Source organism: Halomonas urumqiensis, from assembly GCF_003028575.1.
GTDB classification, from domain to species: Bacteria; Pseudomonadota; Gammaproteobacteria; order Pseudomonadales; family Halomonadaceae; genus Halomonas; species Halomonas urumqiensis.
This window is the reverse complement of record NZ_PYUD01000001.1, coordinates 1,633,744-1,649,562: the sequence shown is the minus strand read 5'-3', so window position 1 is coordinate 1,649,562 and position 15,819 is coordinate 1,633,744. Positions and strand designations below refer to the sequence as shown.

14 protein-coding genes and 1 pseudogene are annotated in these 15,819 nt (G+C 61.2%); 7 read left to right on the top strand and 8 right to left on the bottom strand.

Going from position 1 to position 15,819, the window contains the following annotated elements:
• Positions 1-46: 46 nt before the first annotated feature.
• The 6 genes from C6V82_RS07250 to gloB form a co-directional block, all read right to left on the bottom strand.
• Positions 47-1,648, bottom strand: coding sequence for an ABC transporter ATP-binding protein (locus C6V82_RS07250; protein WP_102588956.1), 1,602 nt, complete (start codon positions 1,646-1,648; stop codon positions 47-49).
• A complete protein-coding gene (locus tag C6V82_RS07245; RefSeq protein WP_102588957.1) occupies positions 1,641-2,726 on the bottom strand; it encodes an ABC transporter permease in 1,086 nt (361 codons plus the stop codon). Before C6V82_RS07245 ends, C6V82_RS07250 begins: the two co-directional genes overlap by 8 nt.
• Positions 2,727-2,730: 4 nt before the next feature.
• Positions 2,731-3,804: a microcin C ABC transporter permease YejB gene (locus C6V82_RS07240; RefSeq protein WP_102588958.1), complete on the bottom strand. Its 1,074-nt coding sequence runs from the start codon at positions 3,802-3,804 to the stop codon at positions 2,731-2,733.
• A gap of 29 nt (positions 3,805-3,833) precedes the next feature.
• Entirely contained in the window at positions 3,834-5,681 is a 1,848-nt protein-coding gene (locus tag C6V82_RS07235) for an extracellular solute-binding protein (RefSeq protein WP_102588959.1), read from the bottom strand.
• A 211-nt stretch (positions 5,682-5,892) separates the two neighbouring features.
• Positions 5,893-7,113: a transglycosylase SLT domain-containing protein gene (locus C6V82_RS07230; RefSeq protein WP_102588960.1), complete on the bottom strand. Its 1,221-nt coding sequence runs from the start codon at positions 7,111-7,113 to the stop codon at positions 5,893-5,895.
• 76 nt (positions 7,114-7,189) lie between these two features.
• Entirely contained in the window at positions 7,190-7,957 is a 768-nt protein-coding gene (gene gloB / locus C6V82_RS07225) for a hydroxyacylglutathione hydrolase (RefSeq protein WP_102588961.1), read from the bottom strand.
• 68 nt (positions 7,958-8,025) lie between these two features.
• On the opposite strand from gloB, the gene C6V82_RS07220 reads away from it, so the two are divergent.
• The 4 genes from C6V82_RS07220 (at position 8,026) to nudC (ending at position 10,853) form a co-directional block, all read left to right on the top strand.
• On the top strand, positions 8,026-8,802 hold the full coding sequence (locus tag C6V82_RS07220) for a class I SAM-dependent methyltransferase (RefSeq protein WP_102588962.1): 777 nt from the start codon (positions 8,026-8,028) through the stop codon (positions 8,800-8,802).
• A complete protein-coding gene (gene rnhA, locus C6V82_RS07215; protein WP_102588963.1) occupies positions 8,795-9,265 on the top strand; it encodes a ribonuclease HI in 471 nt (156 codons plus the stop codon). Before C6V82_RS07220 ends, rnhA begins: the two co-directional genes overlap by 8 nt.
• Before the next feature lie 62 nt (positions 9,266-9,327).
• Entirely contained in the window at positions 9,328-10,080 is a 753-nt protein-coding gene (dnaQ, locus tag C6V82_RS07210; protein ID WP_102588964.1) for a DNA polymerase III subunit epsilon, read from the top strand.
• On the top strand, positions 10,080-10,853 hold the full coding sequence (gene nudC, locus C6V82_RS07205; RefSeq protein ID WP_102588965.1) for an NAD(+) diphosphatase: 774 nt from the start codon (positions 10,080-10,082) through the stop codon (positions 10,851-10,853). The genes dnaQ and nudC overlap by 1 nt, the downstream gene beginning before the upstream one ends.
• Positions 10,854-10,862: 9 nt before the next feature.
• Here nudC and C6V82_RS07200 read toward each other — a convergent pair whose 3' ends face one another.
• Complete coding sequence (locus C6V82_RS07200) at positions 10,863-11,174, bottom strand: SCP2 sterol-binding domain-containing protein (protein WP_102588966.1); 312 nt, start codon at positions 11,172-11,174, stop codon at positions 10,863-10,865.
• A 207-nt stretch (positions 11,175-11,381) separates the two neighbouring features.
• Between C6V82_RS07200 and sohB the strand changes: the two genes are divergently transcribed.
• Positions 11,382-12,422 (top strand): protease SohB, encoded by a 1,041-nt coding sequence (gene sohB, locus C6V82_RS07195; RefSeq protein WP_102588967.1) that lies wholly within the window; start codon positions 11,382-11,384, stop codon positions 12,420-12,422.
• Here the strand turns inward: sohB and C6V82_RS07190 are convergent.
• Positions 12,419-12,736, bottom strand: coding sequence for an ArsR/SmtB family transcription factor (locus C6V82_RS07190; protein WP_102588968.1), 318 nt, complete (start codon positions 12,734-12,736; stop codon positions 12,419-12,421). The genes sohB and C6V82_RS07190 overlap by 4 nt on opposite strands.
• A gap of 273 nt (positions 12,737-13,009) precedes the next feature.
• On the opposite strand from C6V82_RS07190, the pseudogene C6V82_RS07185 reads away from it, so the two are divergent.
• Both C6V82_RS07185 and C6V82_RS07180 read left to right on the top strand, forming a co-directional pair.
• A pseudogene (locus tag C6V82_RS07185) lies at positions 13,010-14,929 on the top strand (propionyl-CoA synthetase); the annotation flags it as partial.
• Between the two features lie 179 nt (positions 14,930-15,108).
• Complete coding sequence (locus C6V82_RS07180; protein ID WP_102588970.1) at positions 15,109-15,792, top strand: 7-cyano-7-deazaguanine/7-aminomethyl-7-deazaguanine transporter; 684 nt, start codon at positions 15,109-15,111, stop codon at positions 15,790-15,792.
• Positions 15,793-15,819 lie beyond the last annotated feature (27 nt).

The window sequence follows — 15,819 nt, the reverse complement described above, 5'->3', positions numbered from 1 at the left end:
TTGCCGACATCCTGATGGAGCTGGTGGAATAACAAAAAAAATGTCTTCAAGCGGCGTAGGGAGACAGACCTGCTGCTGTTACCAGCGCGCGCGTGTACTCGGTCGCCGGCTCGCTCAGCACCTTCAAACACTCACCCTGCTCGATAAGCTCCCCTTCCTTGAGCACCATTATTCGGTGAGCAATGGCACGTACCACAGCCAGGTCGTGGCTGATGAACAGGTAACTCAAGCCACGCCTGGCCTGCAGATTGCGCAAGAGGTCGACGAGTTGCTTCTGGACGGTTCGATCCAGCGCCGATGTTGGTTCGTCCAGTATCAGAAGCTCCGGCTCGAGAATGATCGCACGGGCCACGGCGACGCGCTGGCGCTGTCCTCCTGAAAATTCGTGGGGATAGCGGGAGGCGCAATCTTCGGGTAAGCCAACCTCGCGCAGGGTCGCCTTGACTCGGCTGCGTACCTCGTTTTCGTCGAGTTCCGGGTAGTGGAAGCGCAGTCCCTCGCTTACGATCTCGACAACCGGCAGGCGCGGGGACAGCGACCCATAGGGATCCTGGAAGACCACTTGAATACGCCGACGCTTTCGTCGCAGGGCAGCGCCGCTCAAGGTATCGAGCCGTTCTCCGCCAAAGATGACCTCGCCCTTGCTTTCCACCAGGCGCAACAGGGCAAGAGCCAGGGTCGTCTTGCCGGAACCGGATTCACCGACGATTCCCAGCGTTTCTCCCGGAGCGAGGTAGAGATCCAGCGGCTTGAGTGCCTCGAAGGCGGGCGGACGCTTGGCGAACAGCCGTTTGGGTCGCTGGAAGCTGACGCTGAACTGCTGGGCACTCAACAGCGGTTTGACGCGTTGTATCGGCTGCGGACGGCCTTCCGGTTCGGCATCGAGCAGGGTGCGGGTATAGGGGCTTTGCGGTGAGCCGAACACCGCCTTTACGCTACCGGTTTCCTGCTCGCGACCTTGGTAGAGTACGCACACTCGGTCGGCGTGGCGACGTACCAGGTTGAGATCATGGGTGATGAACAGCATGCCCATGCCATGGCGGTCACGCAGTTCGGCAAGCAGGGCGAGAATCTCGCGTTGCACGGTGACATCCAGCGCGGTGGTGGGCTCGTCGGCAATCAGCAGCTCGGGTTCGTTGGCGATCGCCATGGCGATCATCACGCGTTGTCGCTGGCCGCCGGAGAGTTGGTGGGGCCAGGCATCGAGTAGCTCGTCCGGGCGTGGCAGCTTGACCTGCACCAGCAATTCCCGCACGCGCTCACGGGCCGCGCGACCGGACAGACCCTGATGCAGCCTGAGCGTCTCGCCAATCTGGCGCGCGACGGTATGCAACGGGTTGAGCGAGGTCATCGGCTCCTGGAAGATGAAGCCCACCCGACCGCCACGCAGCCCCTGCCAATCGCGAGGTTTCAAGTGCGCAAGGTCGCTCTCGCCAAGCGTGCGGCCGCCTTCCACCCGGGCGTTATCGGGCAGCAGGTTCATGGCGCCGAGCGCTGTCACCGACTTGCCGGAGCCCGATTCACCGACGAGCGCCAGGGTTTCGCCGCGGTGTACCGACAGGGAAAGCCCATCCACCACGGTGGTGCCACTGAAGGCGATGGTCAGCGCATCGAGACGCAGCAGGGGGGAAGTGTTGGCGTCAGGCATTGGCGTTGTTCCTCGGCAGCGGTGTGGCGGTCTGCTGGATATGGCGCGGGTCGAAGGCGTCACGCAGCCCCTCGCCGATGAACACCAGCAGCGACAGCATCAGCGACAGGCTGATAAAGGCAGTGATGCCAAGCCACGGCGCATGCAGGTTGTTCTTGCCCTGTGCCACCAGTTCACCCAGGGACGGTGAGCCGGGTGGCAGGCCGAATCCGAGGAAATCCAGCGCCGTGAGCGTGGTGATCGCGCCGGTGAACAGGAAGGGCACGAAGGTCAGGGTGGCGACCATGGCATTGGGCAGTACATGGCGCCACATGATCAGCCTTGGGGTAAGCCCCATGGCCTTTGCGGCGCGAACGTACTCGAGGTTGCGGGCACGCAGGAACTCGGCGCGCACCACATCGACGAGGCCGAGCCAGCTGAATACCAGCATGATACCGAGCAGCCACCAGAAGCCGGGCTGCACGAAACTCGCCAGGATGATCAGCAGGAACAGCACGGGCAGGCCAGACCATATTTCCGTCAGACGCTGCCCGATCAGGTCGGTCTTGCCGCCGAAGTAACCCTGAATGCCGCCAATCAATACGCCCATCGCCAGGGAGCCTGCGGTGAGTACCAGCGCAAAGGCCACTGACAGGCGAAAGCCGTAGATCACCCTTGCCAGCACGTCCCGGCCCTGGTCATCGGTACCAAGCCAGTGGCGGCCATCGGGTGGCGCGGGTGAGGGTTGCATCATCTGCATGTCGAGGGTCTGGTAGGAGAAAGGAATCAGTGGCCACAGCGCCCAGCCGTGTGCGTCGATCTGTTCCTTGACGAAGGGATCGTGATAATCGGCGGTGGTGGGGAGAAAGCCGCCGAACTCGGTTTCCGGATAATCCACCAGCAACGGGGCGTACCACTGCCCGTCGTAACGCATCACCAGCGGCTTGTCGTTGGCGATCAGCTCGGCGATCAGGCTGAGTGCAAACAGAAACAGGAAGATCCACAGCGATATCCATGCCCGACGATTGCCACGAAACACCGCCAGGCGGCGCTGTGCGATGGGTGACAGCCGGGATGACGATTGAGCGTTGTGCGCCATGCTCTCAGGACTCCCGTGACTCGAAATCGATGCGCGGGTCGACCCACACATAGGTCAGATCGGAAACCAGCTTGAGGATCAAGCCGATCAGCGTATACAGAAACAGAGTGCCGAAGATCACCGGGTAGTCACGCTGCATCACGGCCTCGAAGCCCAGCAGGCCAAGCCCTTCCAGCGAGAAAATGACCTCGATCAACAGTGATCCGGTGAAGAAGATCGTTACCAGCGCGCCTGGCAGGCCGGCGATGATGATCAACATGGCATTGCGGAACACATGACCGTAAAGCGCGCGTTGGTCACTGGCCCCCTTGGCTCTCGCCGTGAGTACGTACTGCTTGTGGATCTCGTCGAGAAAGCTGTTCTTGGTGAGCATGGTAAGCGTGGCAAAGCTTCCGATGGTCATGGCCACCACGGGCAGGGTGATGTGCCAGGCGTAGTCCTTGATCTTGCCCCAGGTGGAAAGGTCCTCGAAGTCGGGCGAGGTCAATCCACGCAACGGGAACAGATCCCAGTAGCTGCCTCCGGCGAACAGCACGATCAGCAGGATGGCAAACAGAAAGCCGGGTATCGCATAGCCGACGATCACTAGCCCCGAGGTCCATACATCGAAGCGCGAGCCATGCCGCAGTGCCTTGCGGATGCCCAATGGAATCGAGATCAGATAGACCAGCAGGGTGGTCCATAGCCCCAGCGACACCGATACGGGCAGCCTTTCGATCATCAGGTCGATGACGGGACGATCACGGAAGAAGCTGGTGCCGAAATCGAAGGTGGCGTAGTCGGCCAGCATGCCCACGAATCGCAAGTGGGCGGGTTGGTCGAAACCGAACTGTGCCTCCAGCTGTTCGATGTAACGTGGGTCGACGCCGCGTGAGCCACGCGATTCGTCTTGGACTACCACTTCGCCTCCACCGGTATCCAGGCGAGTGCTGGACATGCTGTCGATGCCCTGGAAGCGGGCCAACATCTGGTCGATGGGCCCACCCGGGGCTGCCTGCACGATGATGAAATTGAGCAGCATGATGCCAAGCAGGGTCGGAATCATCAGCAACAGGCGGCGCAGGATATAACGGCTCACGGGGCGTCGTCCTTTTCGTGGTGTTGGCGTCAGCGGCGACGCAGGCGCTGGTTGATCGCGGCTTCCCGGTCGGCATCGACCCACCAGGCATCCAGGTCCATGCCGTATTCCGGCGAGGGCTCGGGCCAGCCGAACTTGTCCCATACCGCGATGCGTGTCTCGCCCGAATGGTACTGGGGAATGACGATGAACTTGTGAAGCAACACGCGATCAAGCGCATGGGTCAGCGTGTTCAGCTCGTCCCGACTGTCGGCACGGATCAGGCGCTCCACCAGTGCATCGACCACGGGGTCGGCAAGCCCCATGAGGTTGCGGCTCTGGGGTCGTTCGGCGTATTCACTGGTCCAGAACTCGCGCTGTTCGTTGCCGGGATTGTTCGACTGGGGGAACTGGCCGATGACAATATCGAAGTCGAAGCTGCGCAGGCGGTTGAGGTACTGGTTGATATCGACGATGCGGATGGTGCCCTTGATGCCGAGTCGCGCCATGTTACGCAGCATCGGCTGGACCACCCGTTCCATGCCGGTGTCATAGAGCAGCACCTCGATCTCGAGCGGCTCACCGCTGTCGCCATTCACCAACTGGCCATCCTCGACCCGGTAACCCGCCTGCGTGAGCAGGTCGAGGGCCAGGCGAAAGCGCTCGCGTAGCTCGGTGGGGTGGTCGATGGGCACCGGCTCATCGAATACGTCGGCAGGGAGTTCATCGCGAAAGGGTTCGAGCACGTCAAGCTCGTCACCTTCAGGCGTGCCGGTGGCTGCCATGTCGGAATTCTGGAAAAAGCTTTCGGTTCGCCGGTAGGTATCATAGAACAGGTTGGCATTGAGCCATGGAAAATCGAACGCCAGCGACAGCGCCTCGCGAACCCGACGATCCTTGAAGATATCGCGCCGCAGGTTGTAGACGAAGGCCTGCATGCGAGCGGGCTGGCCATCCGGCACGCTGAGGCGCTCGATCAGGCCATCATGGTAGGCGGGGAAGTCGTAGCCGATGGCCCAGGTGGCCGCGCGCGCGTCGATGCGGTAATCGATGACACCGGCCTTGAAGGCCTCCCAGGCGATGTCTCTGTCGCGGTAGTAGTCGAAGATCAGCCGGTCGATATTGTAACGACCACGCTTGACCGGTAACTCGGCGCCCCAGTAGTCGGGGTCCCGCTCGTAGACGATGCGGCGCCCAGGGTCCACTTCGGCGATCCGATAGGGCCCGGAGCCAGGATGGGCGTCTAGCGTCGGTGCGCTGAAATCGCGTTCTTCCCAATAGTGCTTCGGTAGTACCGGAAGTTGACCGACGATCAGTGGCAGCTCGCGCGAGTGATTGTTGCTGAACTCGAAGCGAACGGTGTCATCGTCGAGGGCCTCGACGCTCGATACATCGGCATAGTAGGCGCCGTAGAAGGGGTTGCCCTGATCCATCAGCAGCTCGAAGCTGAACACCACGTCCTCGGCGGTCAGCGGCTCCCCATCCTGAAAATGTGCCTGTGGCCGCAGGTCGAACTCGATCCAGAAGCGGTCAGGGTCGAGGCGTATACCCTCCGCCAGCAGCCCATACAGCGAGAAGGGCTCGTCGAGATTGGACTCGAGCAGGGTATCGTAGATCTGCGAGATACCCGCGGCTGGCGTGCCACGAATGATGAAGGGATTGGTGGAATCGAAGCTTGAACCCACCGCCGCCTGGGTCAGGCTGCCACCCTTGGGGGCATCGGGATTGACGTAGGGGAAGTGCGAAAAGTCCTCGGGGAGCGCCGGTTCGTCGTAGAGTGCCAGCCCGTGCACCGTGGGGATGTCCGCGTGCACGTCGTTCGCATCGGTCCTGGCTCCGTCGACGGATGGAGCATCCTCGGCCGGCTGTTGTGCCCAAAGTGGGGCGCACGACCACATTGCAAGGCAGGCTATCGCAAGCAACATGCCAGGACGTGAACGGTGAGAAGGGTGCGACATCGATGACATCCTTGATCGGTTGCAATACCGGTGCTGCCGGGAATACCGCCAATAAGGTGTCAGGACGTCAAGGGATTGGCAACCTCCATCGATGTATCGAGGGAGGTTGCCGGGTGAGTCGCCGTGATCAGCGGCTCACCCAGGGGCGTAATCAACGTGCCGCCAGGCTGCGCTGTGGCAGGGTGAGTTCCTGTCCAGCATGGATGACAGTGCCTGACAGGCCGTTGGCCTCACGAATCTCGGCCACGCTGACTCCCTGGCGGGAGGCAATCCCCGATAAGCTATCGCCGCGGCGAACCACGTAGCTGTCGTTGGCCGTGTTGTTGGCGGCGGTGCGCGAAGGGCGCTCGGTGGCATTCGAGAGTCTGGCCATCAGCCTTTCCTCATGCTCTGCAGGTACCAGCAGTACGGTCGTCCGACTGGGATAGGCAGTGCCACTGGTCAGGGCCGGGTTGAGCTCGGCAAGTACGGTCGGGCTCGTGCCGGAGAGCCTTGCCACATCTGACAGCGATACCGGACGTTCCACAGGGATCTTGGCGAAGGCCGGAGCGTCCTCGATGTCGGGCAGGGCGACCTGGTATTCGTCAGGGCTATCGATGATGGCGGCGATTGCCTTCAGCTTGGGCAGATAGTTCATGGTTTCACTGGGCAGGTTCAAGCTCCAGTAATCACCGGACTCACCACGGGAAATCGCTGCGTTGCGTGCTCGGTTGACGGTGCCGGCACCGGCATTGTAGGCGGCAAGCGAGAGTTGGATATCGCCTTCGTACCATTGGTCGGCCTGGAGTTCGATGTAATCCAGCGCGGCACGGGTAGAGGCGACGACATCGAGTCGACCATCGAATCCCTGGTGTCGATGCAGCCCTAGTGCATCGCCAGTGCCCGGCATGAACTGCCACAGGCCGGCCGCACCGCGATGGCTGCGTGCCGTGGGGTCAAACGAGCTTTCGATGAATGGAATCAGTGCGATCTCGCCCGGCAGGTCTCGCGCTTCGATCTTCTCGGTGATCCAGGCAAGCCATGGGCGAGCGCGCTCGGTGATCTCGACGATGTTTTGTGGGCTTTCGCGGTAATGATCTATCCAGTGTTGAACACGCTCGTTATGCTCTTGGTCCTGCCACTGGAAACTGGCCCGCAGGCGGCTCCAGGCATCACGCGGCTCCAGTGCCAAAGCATCCCAGAAGTGCTGGCTGAAGCCAGGTTCAGGGGTGGCGGCGGGGGGGAGCGTGTTGCTCGTTGAGCCATAGGTCCGCGTGCTGTCGGTGGCAAGTCCCGCTGCATGGGTAGCGGTGCCAAGCACACCCAGCGAGCCTATCAGTGCGGCTGCGCTGGCAAATCCCAGTAGTCGTCGGCGAGTCGTGTAGTAGGTCATCCGGTATGTTGCCTCCTGGTCGCGAGCGGGCCCGGCATGAACCGGGCCCGCGCTGTTGCGTCCGTTGAGAATTCGATCAAAAATTATCCTTCCATGCGCGTAGCGTAGCGAAGGTCGACGCATCGCTTGCGGTGTCGCCATGTTCAGAGGCGGCACGCCTGACACCTGTATCGTTGCAGCGCAGGAAAGGGTTGATGCGCTTCTCTCGACCTAGGGAGCTTGGCAGCGTAGGGCGATCGAGCTCCCGGGCACGCTGGCACTCTTCCATGGCTTGGGTCACATCCGGATTGTGGGGGTCCGCAGCCAACGCGAAGCGCAGGTTGGCTAGCGTGTATTCATGAGCGGCGAACACCAGGGTGTCATCTGGTAGTGTCGCCAGGCGTTCCAGTGAACCATGCATCTGCTCCGGGCTGCCCTCGAACAGCCGGCCACAGCCCGCACTGAATATGGTGTCACCACAGAAAAGCAGCGGCGGGATGCCGGCCGTGAAGAAGGCGATGTGGTCCAGCGTGTGCCCAGGCACCTCATGCACCTCGAACTGACGTCCCATCACGCGAACTTCGTCGCCATCGGCGACTCGCTCCTGGATGCCTGCGATGTCAGGGTTGCACGGTCCGATAACGCGTGGTGAATAGCGCTCTATCAGCGTTGCAAGACCGCCAGTATGGTCATGGTGGTGATGAGTGATCAAAATCGTGCCCAGGGTGAGCTTCTCTCGCTCGAGCAGATCAATCACCGGTGCAGCATCGCCAGGGTCGACCACACAGACGTCGGGACTCGAATCCTGGCGCAACAGCCATATATAGTTATCGCCAAATGCGGGAATCGGTGTCACGCTCAGCATGGGCATAGCGTCCTGATTGGGCATGAACGGTTCACAAAATCCGCCTACCTTGGAGGAATACACGCATCATGTCAAATTCGCCGGAAGCGAACGCCCTGGCAAGGCTGGTGCGGGATGGACGGCGTTACTGGGCAACGCCCACCGGACAGGCCGTGCGCCAGGCGGAGCGCGCGTGCCTGGGTCCAGTTTGCGAGCGGGTGTTTGGCGCACACAGCCTGGAGCTTGGCATGGGCGCATGCCTTGCCGACATGTGCCCGGTACGTCATCCCATGCGTTGGGCGCCGACTCGAGAACTCGCCGAGCAATCCGCCACCCTGGTTTCCCCCCCGGACGCCTTGCCGCTACCCGACGACTGCCTCAGCCTGGTGGTGATCCATCATCTGCTGGAAGTCGTGCCGGACCCGCATCACATGCTCCAGGAGTCCGCTCGCGTCACCGCCCACGATGGTCGACTGATCATATTCGGCTGGATGCCGATTGGGGCGGGCGGCCTGGCCCGTGCCTGGCCCGGTCGCCGGCGCCGTGTTCCCTGGCGTGGCCACTGGCGTACGCCGGGGCGCCTCAAGGACTGGTTGGCATTTGTCGACTTCGAGATCGAGCGGGTAGACTACTGCAGCTTTCATCTGCCCGGCAGTGTGCCGCGCAATACCCTGCTAGAAACCCTGGGAAGGCGTTATAACTTGCCTCTGGGTGACAGTTACATGATCCAGGCGCGCCGCAAGCCGCAGCTGGCCCAGACCCAACCCCCGCGGCTTGCCTTTACCCGGCCATTCGGGGGTGCCGCACTGGGTGCCACACGCCTTAGGCAGTCGCCAGAACCGGAAAGGATGCTCGAGGTTGACTGAATCGCAAGCCGCCACTGACCTGCCAAGCGTGATCATCTACACCGACGGAGCATGCCGAGGCAATCCCGGCCCCGGAGGCTGGGGAGCGCTGCTCTCCAGTGGTAGACACGAAAAGGCCTTGAACGGCTTCGAAGACACCACCACCAATAACCGGATGGAGTTGATGGCCGCCATCATGGCGCTTCGTGAGCTGAAAAAGCCTTGTCGGATTGAGCTATGGACCGACTCGGAGTACCTGCGCCGCGGCATCACCGAGTGGATCCATGGGTGGATCAAGCGGGGCTGGAAGACGGCCGCCAAGCAGCCTGTCAAAAATGCCGAGTTGTGGCGAGAGTTGCTCGAGGAAACCCACCGCCACCAGATCGAGTGGCACTGGGTGAAGGGCCACAGCGGCCATCCCGGTAACGAGCGCGCGGATGAATTGGCCAACCAGGCCATCGACGCCCGACGCTCCTGTGTCTGAACCGCGGCGCCACTCCTGTTGGCACATCGTCATCAACCATCAGAATCAAGAGATATCATGCCATGCGCCAGATCATCCTCGACACTGAAACCACGGGTATCGACCCGCGTGACGGTCACCGGCTGATCGAGATCGGGGCGGTCGAGATGATCAACCGTCGCCTCACCGGCAACAGTTATCATCAGTACATCAACCCCGAGCGGGATATCGAAGCCGAGGCCATGGCAGTGCATGGCATCACCAACGAGCGTGTCGCCGCGGAGCCGGTCTTCGCCGAGATTGCCGATGACTTCTGGGCGTTCATCGAAGGGGCGGAGCTCGTCATCCACAACGCGCCGTTCGATGTCGGCTTCATCGATCATGAACTGGCCAGGCTGAACCGCCAGCGTGATAAGCCAGCCCTTGGGCCGGTCGCCGAGCATTGCCGGATTCTCGATACCCTGCAGATGGCCAGGGACAAGCACCCCGGTCAGCGCAACAACCTCGATGCCCTTTGCAAGCGCTACGAAATCGACAACGGCCACCGTGTGCTGCATGGCGCGTTACTGGACGCCGAGATACTGGGCGACGTGTATCTGGCGATGACCGGTGGGCAGACCGCGCTGACATTGGACGCCTCGGCTGGCGGGGACAGCCAGGCCCAGGATGGCAAGGGGCTGGCGATTCGCCGTGTCGAGCTTGCGCCCGGCCGTCTTGGGGTGGTGCGACCGACCGAGCAAGAGCTCGCGGCTCATCAAGCGAAACTGGCACGGATTCGCGAGGCGGCAGGCGAGTGCCAGTGGGACCACTTCGACAACAGCGTGGAGCCACACTGATGTTGAGCCGTGAGTTGCCGCTGAAGGCTACGTCCGGGCACATCATTCGTCTCGCTGAGGGGCGTATCGCCCCAGCGCCCGATGGTGGCATGCTTCAGCGCGAAGCTCCATGGACGGCGGATCTACAGCCACTGTGCTTTTGGCATGACGTGCCAGTTGCCCTGGCGCTCGAGCAGCACGCGGGTAATGAATGGCTTGATGGCAGGGCCTGGCTCGCGCGGCTGCCCGAGTCCGCCTTTCCGCTGCTGTCGACGGCCCTGCAGGTCGGCGCCTGGTTGCGTGACCATCGCTTCTGTGGTCGCTGTGGTGCGCAGTCATCGCGTCTCGACGCCGAATTCGCCATGCATTGCCACGCCTGCGGGCACCGCAACTACCCGCGTATTTCGCCGTGTATCATCACCCTGGTGACCCATGGCGAATCCCTGCTGCTGGCACGCAGTCCGCGTTTCCCCCCCGGCCGTTACTCGACGCTGGCGGGATTCATCGAGCCCGGTGAATCGGCCGAGGAGGCCGTGCGTAGAGAAATCTTCGAGGAGGTTGGGCTTACGGTGGGGCGGTTGCGTTATTACCGCAGTCAGGCCTGGCCATTTCCCCATTCACTGATGCTTGGCTACTTTGCCGAGGCGGCCAGCCGACGCATACGTATCGATGGGGTCGAGATCGCCGATGCCGCCTGGTACTCCCCCCACCGCTTGCCACAGCTGCCGCCGTTGTATTCGATTTCGCGCGCCTTGATCGAGACGCACCTGGCCGATGTCGGGGCCAGGCGATAACCGGCATCCTTAGCCGTGGGGGAATAGGCTTGAAAGCTTGGTCGCCAGCATCACGTTGCCGCTGGCTTTCAACTTGCCGGTCATGAAGGCGGTCATGCCGTTGATCTCACCATTCATCACGCCTTTCAGCGTGTCAGTGGACATGCTCAGGCTGACCGACGGGGCGTCATGTTCACCCTCCTTCACGTCCAGCGTGCCATCCTTGACCACCAGATAGTGACTGCCGGCATCACTGAAGTGAAACTGGAAAACCTCGTCCATGCCCTGTGCGGCCTGGGGGTCGAAATGTGAATGCAGCTTGTCCAAGGTGGAAAGACTCATGTTGGCTCCTGCGTGGTGGGCAATGGGGGGAAAGGTCCAGGTGTGCGAGTATCGCGGCACGCTAAACGAGTAGGACGGATCTGGATAGCGGTTGGCATGAGATTATTTAAAACGATTGTTCACATCAAGGCCTTATGGTCATCATCGGGTCTGATGATCTGATTCGTGTTGATCTGATTCGTGTTGATCTGATTCATGGAGAGCGGGATGAATGATTGGTTGATGGATTTCGCCATGTTCGTGGCGCAACTGTTGAGCCTTGCGGTGATCGTGGTGTTGGTCGTTGCCGTGGTGGCAAGGGTGCGGGGGAATGAGTCGGAGCGTCCGCGCCTGCGTCTCGAGGAGCTCAATGATGTCCGCAGGCAACGGCGTCGGCAGATGGAGCTTGCCACCAGCTCGCCGGGAGATCGCAAGCGGTGGATAAAACGCTTTCGCAAGGAGGACAAGGCCGAGCGCAAGCGCGGGCACCAGCATGGCGAGGCTTCCCGGCAGACCGTCTGGGTACTCGACTTTCACGGTGATATTCGGGCCAGTGGCACCGAGCGGCTGGCCGAGGAGGTCTCGGTGGTTCTCGATGCCGCCGCCGAAGGCGACGAGGTGGTGATTCGCCTGGAGTCGGCGGGGGGGTTGGTGCACGCCTATGGGCTTGCCGCCGCGGAACTGGATCGTCTGCGCGAAGCGAGCCTGACCACCACCGTATGCGTCGACAAGGTCGCCGCCAGTGGCGGTTACCTGATGGCTTGTGGTGCCGACCAGTTGCGTGCCGCGCCGTTGGCGGTGCTTGGATCGATCGGCGTGGTGGCGCAGCTACCCAATGTTCATCGTCTTCTCAAGCGCCATGACATCGATGTCGAGGTGCTGACGGCAGGACGCTACAAACGCACGCTGACAGTATTCGGCGAGAATACCGAGGAAGGTCGCGAGAAGTTTCTCGAGGACCTGGACAACGTCCATGAGCTATTCAAGCAGCATGTAGCCGAGCGTCGGCCAAACCTGGACATCGAGGCAATCGCTACAGGCGAGACCTGGTTTGGCAGCCAGGCAAAGGAGCGGGGACTGGTGGATGCCCTCGGCACCAGCGAAGCCTATTTGGCCGAACGCATGAGCCAGGCACGCGTGATCAGCCTGAAACTGGTATCGCGTCGCAAGCTTGGCGAGCGTCTTGGCCTCGCCGTTTCCACCGGGGTCGAGCGCGCGGTGGAACGCGGGCTCGAGGTGCTCGAGAACAGCCGCTGGCAAAAACGCTAGGCGTTCAAGTTGCCCAGCGCCTCGATGATGGTGCGGGCGCTGTTTCCGTGCAGGGAGTAGTAGATGGTTTGTGAGGCGCGTCGCGTGGAGACCAGGTTCTCGCGGCGCAGTATCGCCAAGTGTTGTGACAGGGCGGATTGACTAAGTGCCAACCGCCGGTTCAGTTCGGTCACCGATAGCTCGTTGTCGTCGAGCAGGCAGAGTATTCGCAACCGGTTGTCATTGGCCATGGCCTTTAGCAAGGAGGTGGCCTCATCGATGACCAGATCGTCACCTTCGAGGAGCCGAGACGAGATGCTGGTTGAACCGCTCATTATCTGCCCCCTGCCAATCACTGATCGCTGACCCTCCCCGTTTCATATAGGAGGGGTTTCACTGTTTTAACTATTGCTCAAGCATAGACCACTCAAGGAGTGCGGGATGGGAGCAAATGTCGTCTTCAGCATGAAGCATTAGCTTTTTAAACTGGAGTTGTAGACAACTGGTGCTGATTGACTTGGTCTTTTGTCGTAAATATCCAATGGTATGAGTGCGAAAAGCGAAATCTGCTCTAAAGTGTCAACAATCCCGCCGCACTAAACTCGCACAAGGTGATCATGAGCACGTACGCCAACGAATACCGTCGTTCCATCGATCAGCCGGAAGCGTTCTGGGCCGAGCAGGCCAGGCGCATCCCCTGGTTCACGCCACCCAACACGATTCTCCAGTATGACGACTCCGGCCATGCACGCTGGTATGTCGATGGCGAGCTCAACATCTGCCATGCCGCTTTGGATCACCATGTCGAACAGGGCCGCGGCGACCAGCCAGCTGTGTTGTGGGACTCACCGGTCACGGGCGGTAAGCGCACCCTGACCTTCGTTGAGATGCGTGATCAGGTGGCGCAATTTGCAGGGGCCCTGAAGGGGCTGGGGGTCGAGAAGGGCGATCGCGTGGTGATCTACATGCCCATGGTGCCCGAGGCGCTGATCGCCATGTACGCATGTGCGCGACTGGGGGCGGTGCATTCGGTGGTGTTCGGTGGTTTCGCCCCCCATGAACTGGCCGTGCGCATTGAGGATGCCGCTCCGAAAGTCGTGGTGGCGGCGTCCTGTGGGGTGGAAGTCGACCGAGTGATTCCCTACAAGCCCATCATCGACCAGGCCATGGTACAGAGTACCCACCGACCGGATGCCTGCGTGATCTTGCAGCGTCAGCAGCAGCCAGCGGAGCTTGGCCCCATCGACCATGACTGGGCCGCACTGGTCGAGCAGGCAGCGCCAGCAGACTGCGTGCCGGTCAAGGGGTGTGACCCTCTCTATGTGCTCTACACCTCGGGAACCACTGGTAAGCCCAAGGGCGTGGTGCGTGATACCGGCGGTTATGCCGTAGCACTGCACTACTCCATGGAAACCATCTACGACATGGCGCCGGGCGAGGTGTTCTTCTCGGCGTCTGATGTAGGCTGGGTAGTGGGGCACTCCTATATCGTCTATGCACCGTTGCTGCGCGGGTGCACGAGTGTCGTCTATGAAGGCAAACCAGTAAGGACACCGGATGCCGGGGCCTTCTGGCGGCTGATAAGTGAGTACCAGGTCAAGAGCTTCTTTACCGCCCCCACGGCATTTCGTGCCATCAAGAAGGAGGACCCGGCAGGCAAGCTGCTCGCCCAGTACGATATTTCATGCTTGAAGGCACTATTCTTGGCGGGTGAACGGCTCGACCCACCGACGTTCCACTGGCTTGACGACATGCTCGCGGTACCGGTAATTGACCACTGGTGGCAGACCGAGACCGGTTGGCCGATTGCCGCCAACCTGCAGGGGCTCGAGCTAATGCCCACCAAGGCTGGCAGCGCCACGGTCCCGGTGCCAGGCTTCGATGTGCAAATTCTGAATCGTGAGGGTCAGCAGGCTGGTCCCTTGCAGCAGGGCAGCGTGGTGATTGCGCAGCCGATGCCACCTGGCTGCCTGGTCGGGGTGTGGGGAGATCCGCAGCGCTTCAACAGTGCCTATATGGCAGCCTACCCTGGTTACTACCTCACGGGAGATGGCGGCTATTTCGACGAGGATGGCTACCTTTTCATCATGGGGCGTACCGATGATGTCATCAACATCGCCGGTCACAGGCTCTCGACCGGCGAGATGGAAGAAGTGGTGGGGTCGCATCCGGCGGTAGCCGAGTGCGCGGTGATTGGCATCCACGACGCGCTCAAGGGACAACTGCCTGTTGGGCTGGTGATCCCCAAGGATGGCTTCGACGGTGACGAACTCGCGCTGGAGGAGGAGTTGATCGCTCTGGTGCGCGAGCGTATCGGCCCGGTGGCCTGCTTCAAGCAGGTGTTGGTGGTAGACAAGCTACCCAAGACACGCTCCGGCAAGATTCTGCGCAAGCTGTTACGCACGATTGCCGATGGCAAGGAATACGGCATTCCTTCCACCATCGACGACCCGGCAAGCCTCCAGGACGTTCATGAGGTGATGGTGCACCGAGAGGTGGGGGCCGCGCACGCGTCTCGACAGGTGTGAGGTAAAGGGTGGTGCCGGGTCTTTCCTGGTCGCGGCACTCCCTTGTCGTGACGCCATCCTGTGTTGGCGCATGGTCAGTACAGCGTCAAATCCGTATACTGTTCGGCCAATTCACCCCGCCCGGGGTGGCATAAGTCAATGAGGGTTCCCTCACCCCTCCACGAAAAAAAGGTGTATCGATGTTTGTGCTTTCCGACATTCAGCGTCGTCGCTGCCTGGCTCTGCTGGTGGCGTTCCATATCCTGGTAATCGCCGCCAGCAACTACCTGGTCCAGTTGCCCTTCACTCTGTTCGGGTTTCATACCACCTGGGGGGCGTTCAGCTTTCCTTTCATCTTTCTTGCCACCGACCTGACTGTCAGGCTGTTCGGCAAGGAGCCGGCGAGAGCCATCGTGATGCGGGTCATGTTCCCGGCGCTGGTCATCTCCTACGTTGTGTCGGTGATCTTCCCTCGTGGCGCCTTCGCAGGCCTGGATGCCCTTGGCGAGTGGAACCTGTTCGTGGCTCGCATCGCCCTGGCGAGCTTCATGGCCTATGCGATCGGCCAGTTGCTCGATGTCAGTGTCTTCGACCGTCTTCGCCGACTGCGTGCCTGGTGGGTTGCACCGGCGTTGTCCACGGTGCTTGGCAACCTTGCCGACACGTTCGCGTTCTTCTCGATTGCCTTTTATCAGAGCCCTGACCCTTTCATGGCGGCCAACTGGCTGGAGATCGCCTGGGTCGACTACGTGATCAAGCTGGGGATCAGTCTGCTGTTCTTCCTGCCGCTATATGGTGTGCTGCTGATGTGGCTTAGCCGCCGGCTGGTGGCCGTCACCGGCAGCGAGGACGTGTCGCCTGAGCTGGCCAAGGCGCGCTACTGAATTCATCCGCACTGGAGAGTGTAATGA

What these genes read in the sequence shown, in the direction of transcription:
- C6V82_RS07235 (WP_102588959.1), bottom strand. Translation starts at nt 5,681, where the DNA reads ATGTGGTCGTGCGCCCCACTTTGGGCACAACAGCCGGCCGAGGATGCT.
- C6V82_RS07230 (WP_102588960.1), bottom strand. Translation starts at nt 7,113, where the DNA reads ATGACCTACTACACGACTCGCCGACGACTACTGGGATTTGCCAGCGCA.
- C6V82_RS07190 (WP_102588968.1), bottom strand. Translation starts at nt 12,736, where the DNA reads ATGAGCGGTTCAACCAGCATCTCGTCTCGGCTCCTCGAAGGTGACGAT.
- C6V82_RS07250 (WP_102588956.1), bottom strand. Translation starts at nt 1,648, where the DNA reads ATGCCTGACGCCAACACTTCCCCCCTGCTGCGTCTCGATGCGCTGACC.
- dnaQ (WP_102588964.1), top strand. Translation starts at nt 9,328, where the DNA reads ATGCGCCAGATCATCCTCGACACTGAAACCACGGGTATCGACCCGCGT.
- sohB (WP_102588967.1), top strand. Translation starts at nt 11,382, where the DNA reads ATGAATGATTGGTTGATGGATTTCGCCATGTTCGTGGCGCAACTGTTG.
- C6V82_RS07245 (WP_102588957.1), bottom strand. Translation starts at nt 2,726, where the DNA reads ATGGCGCACAACGCTCAATCGTCATCCCGGCTGTCACCCATCGCACAG.
- gloB (WP_102588961.1), bottom strand. Translation starts at nt 7,957, where the DNA reads ATGCTGAGCGTGACACCGATTCCCGCATTTGGCGATAACTATATATGG.
- C6V82_RS07200 (WP_102588966.1), bottom strand. Translation starts at nt 11,174, where the DNA reads ATGAGTCTTTCCACCTTGGACAAGCTGCATTCACATTTCGACCCCCAG.
- nudC (WP_102588965.1), top strand. Translation starts at nt 10,080, where the DNA reads ATGTTGAGCCGTGAGTTGCCGCTGAAGGCTACGTCCGGGCACATCATT.
- C6V82_RS07180 (WP_102588970.1), top strand. Translation starts at nt 15,109, where the DNA reads ATGTTTGTGCTTTCCGACATTCAGCGTCGTCGCTGCCTGGCTCTGCTG.
- C6V82_RS07220 (WP_102588962.1), top strand. Translation starts at nt 8,026, where the DNA reads ATGTCAAATTCGCCGGAAGCGAACGCCCTGGCAAGGCTGGTGCGGGAT.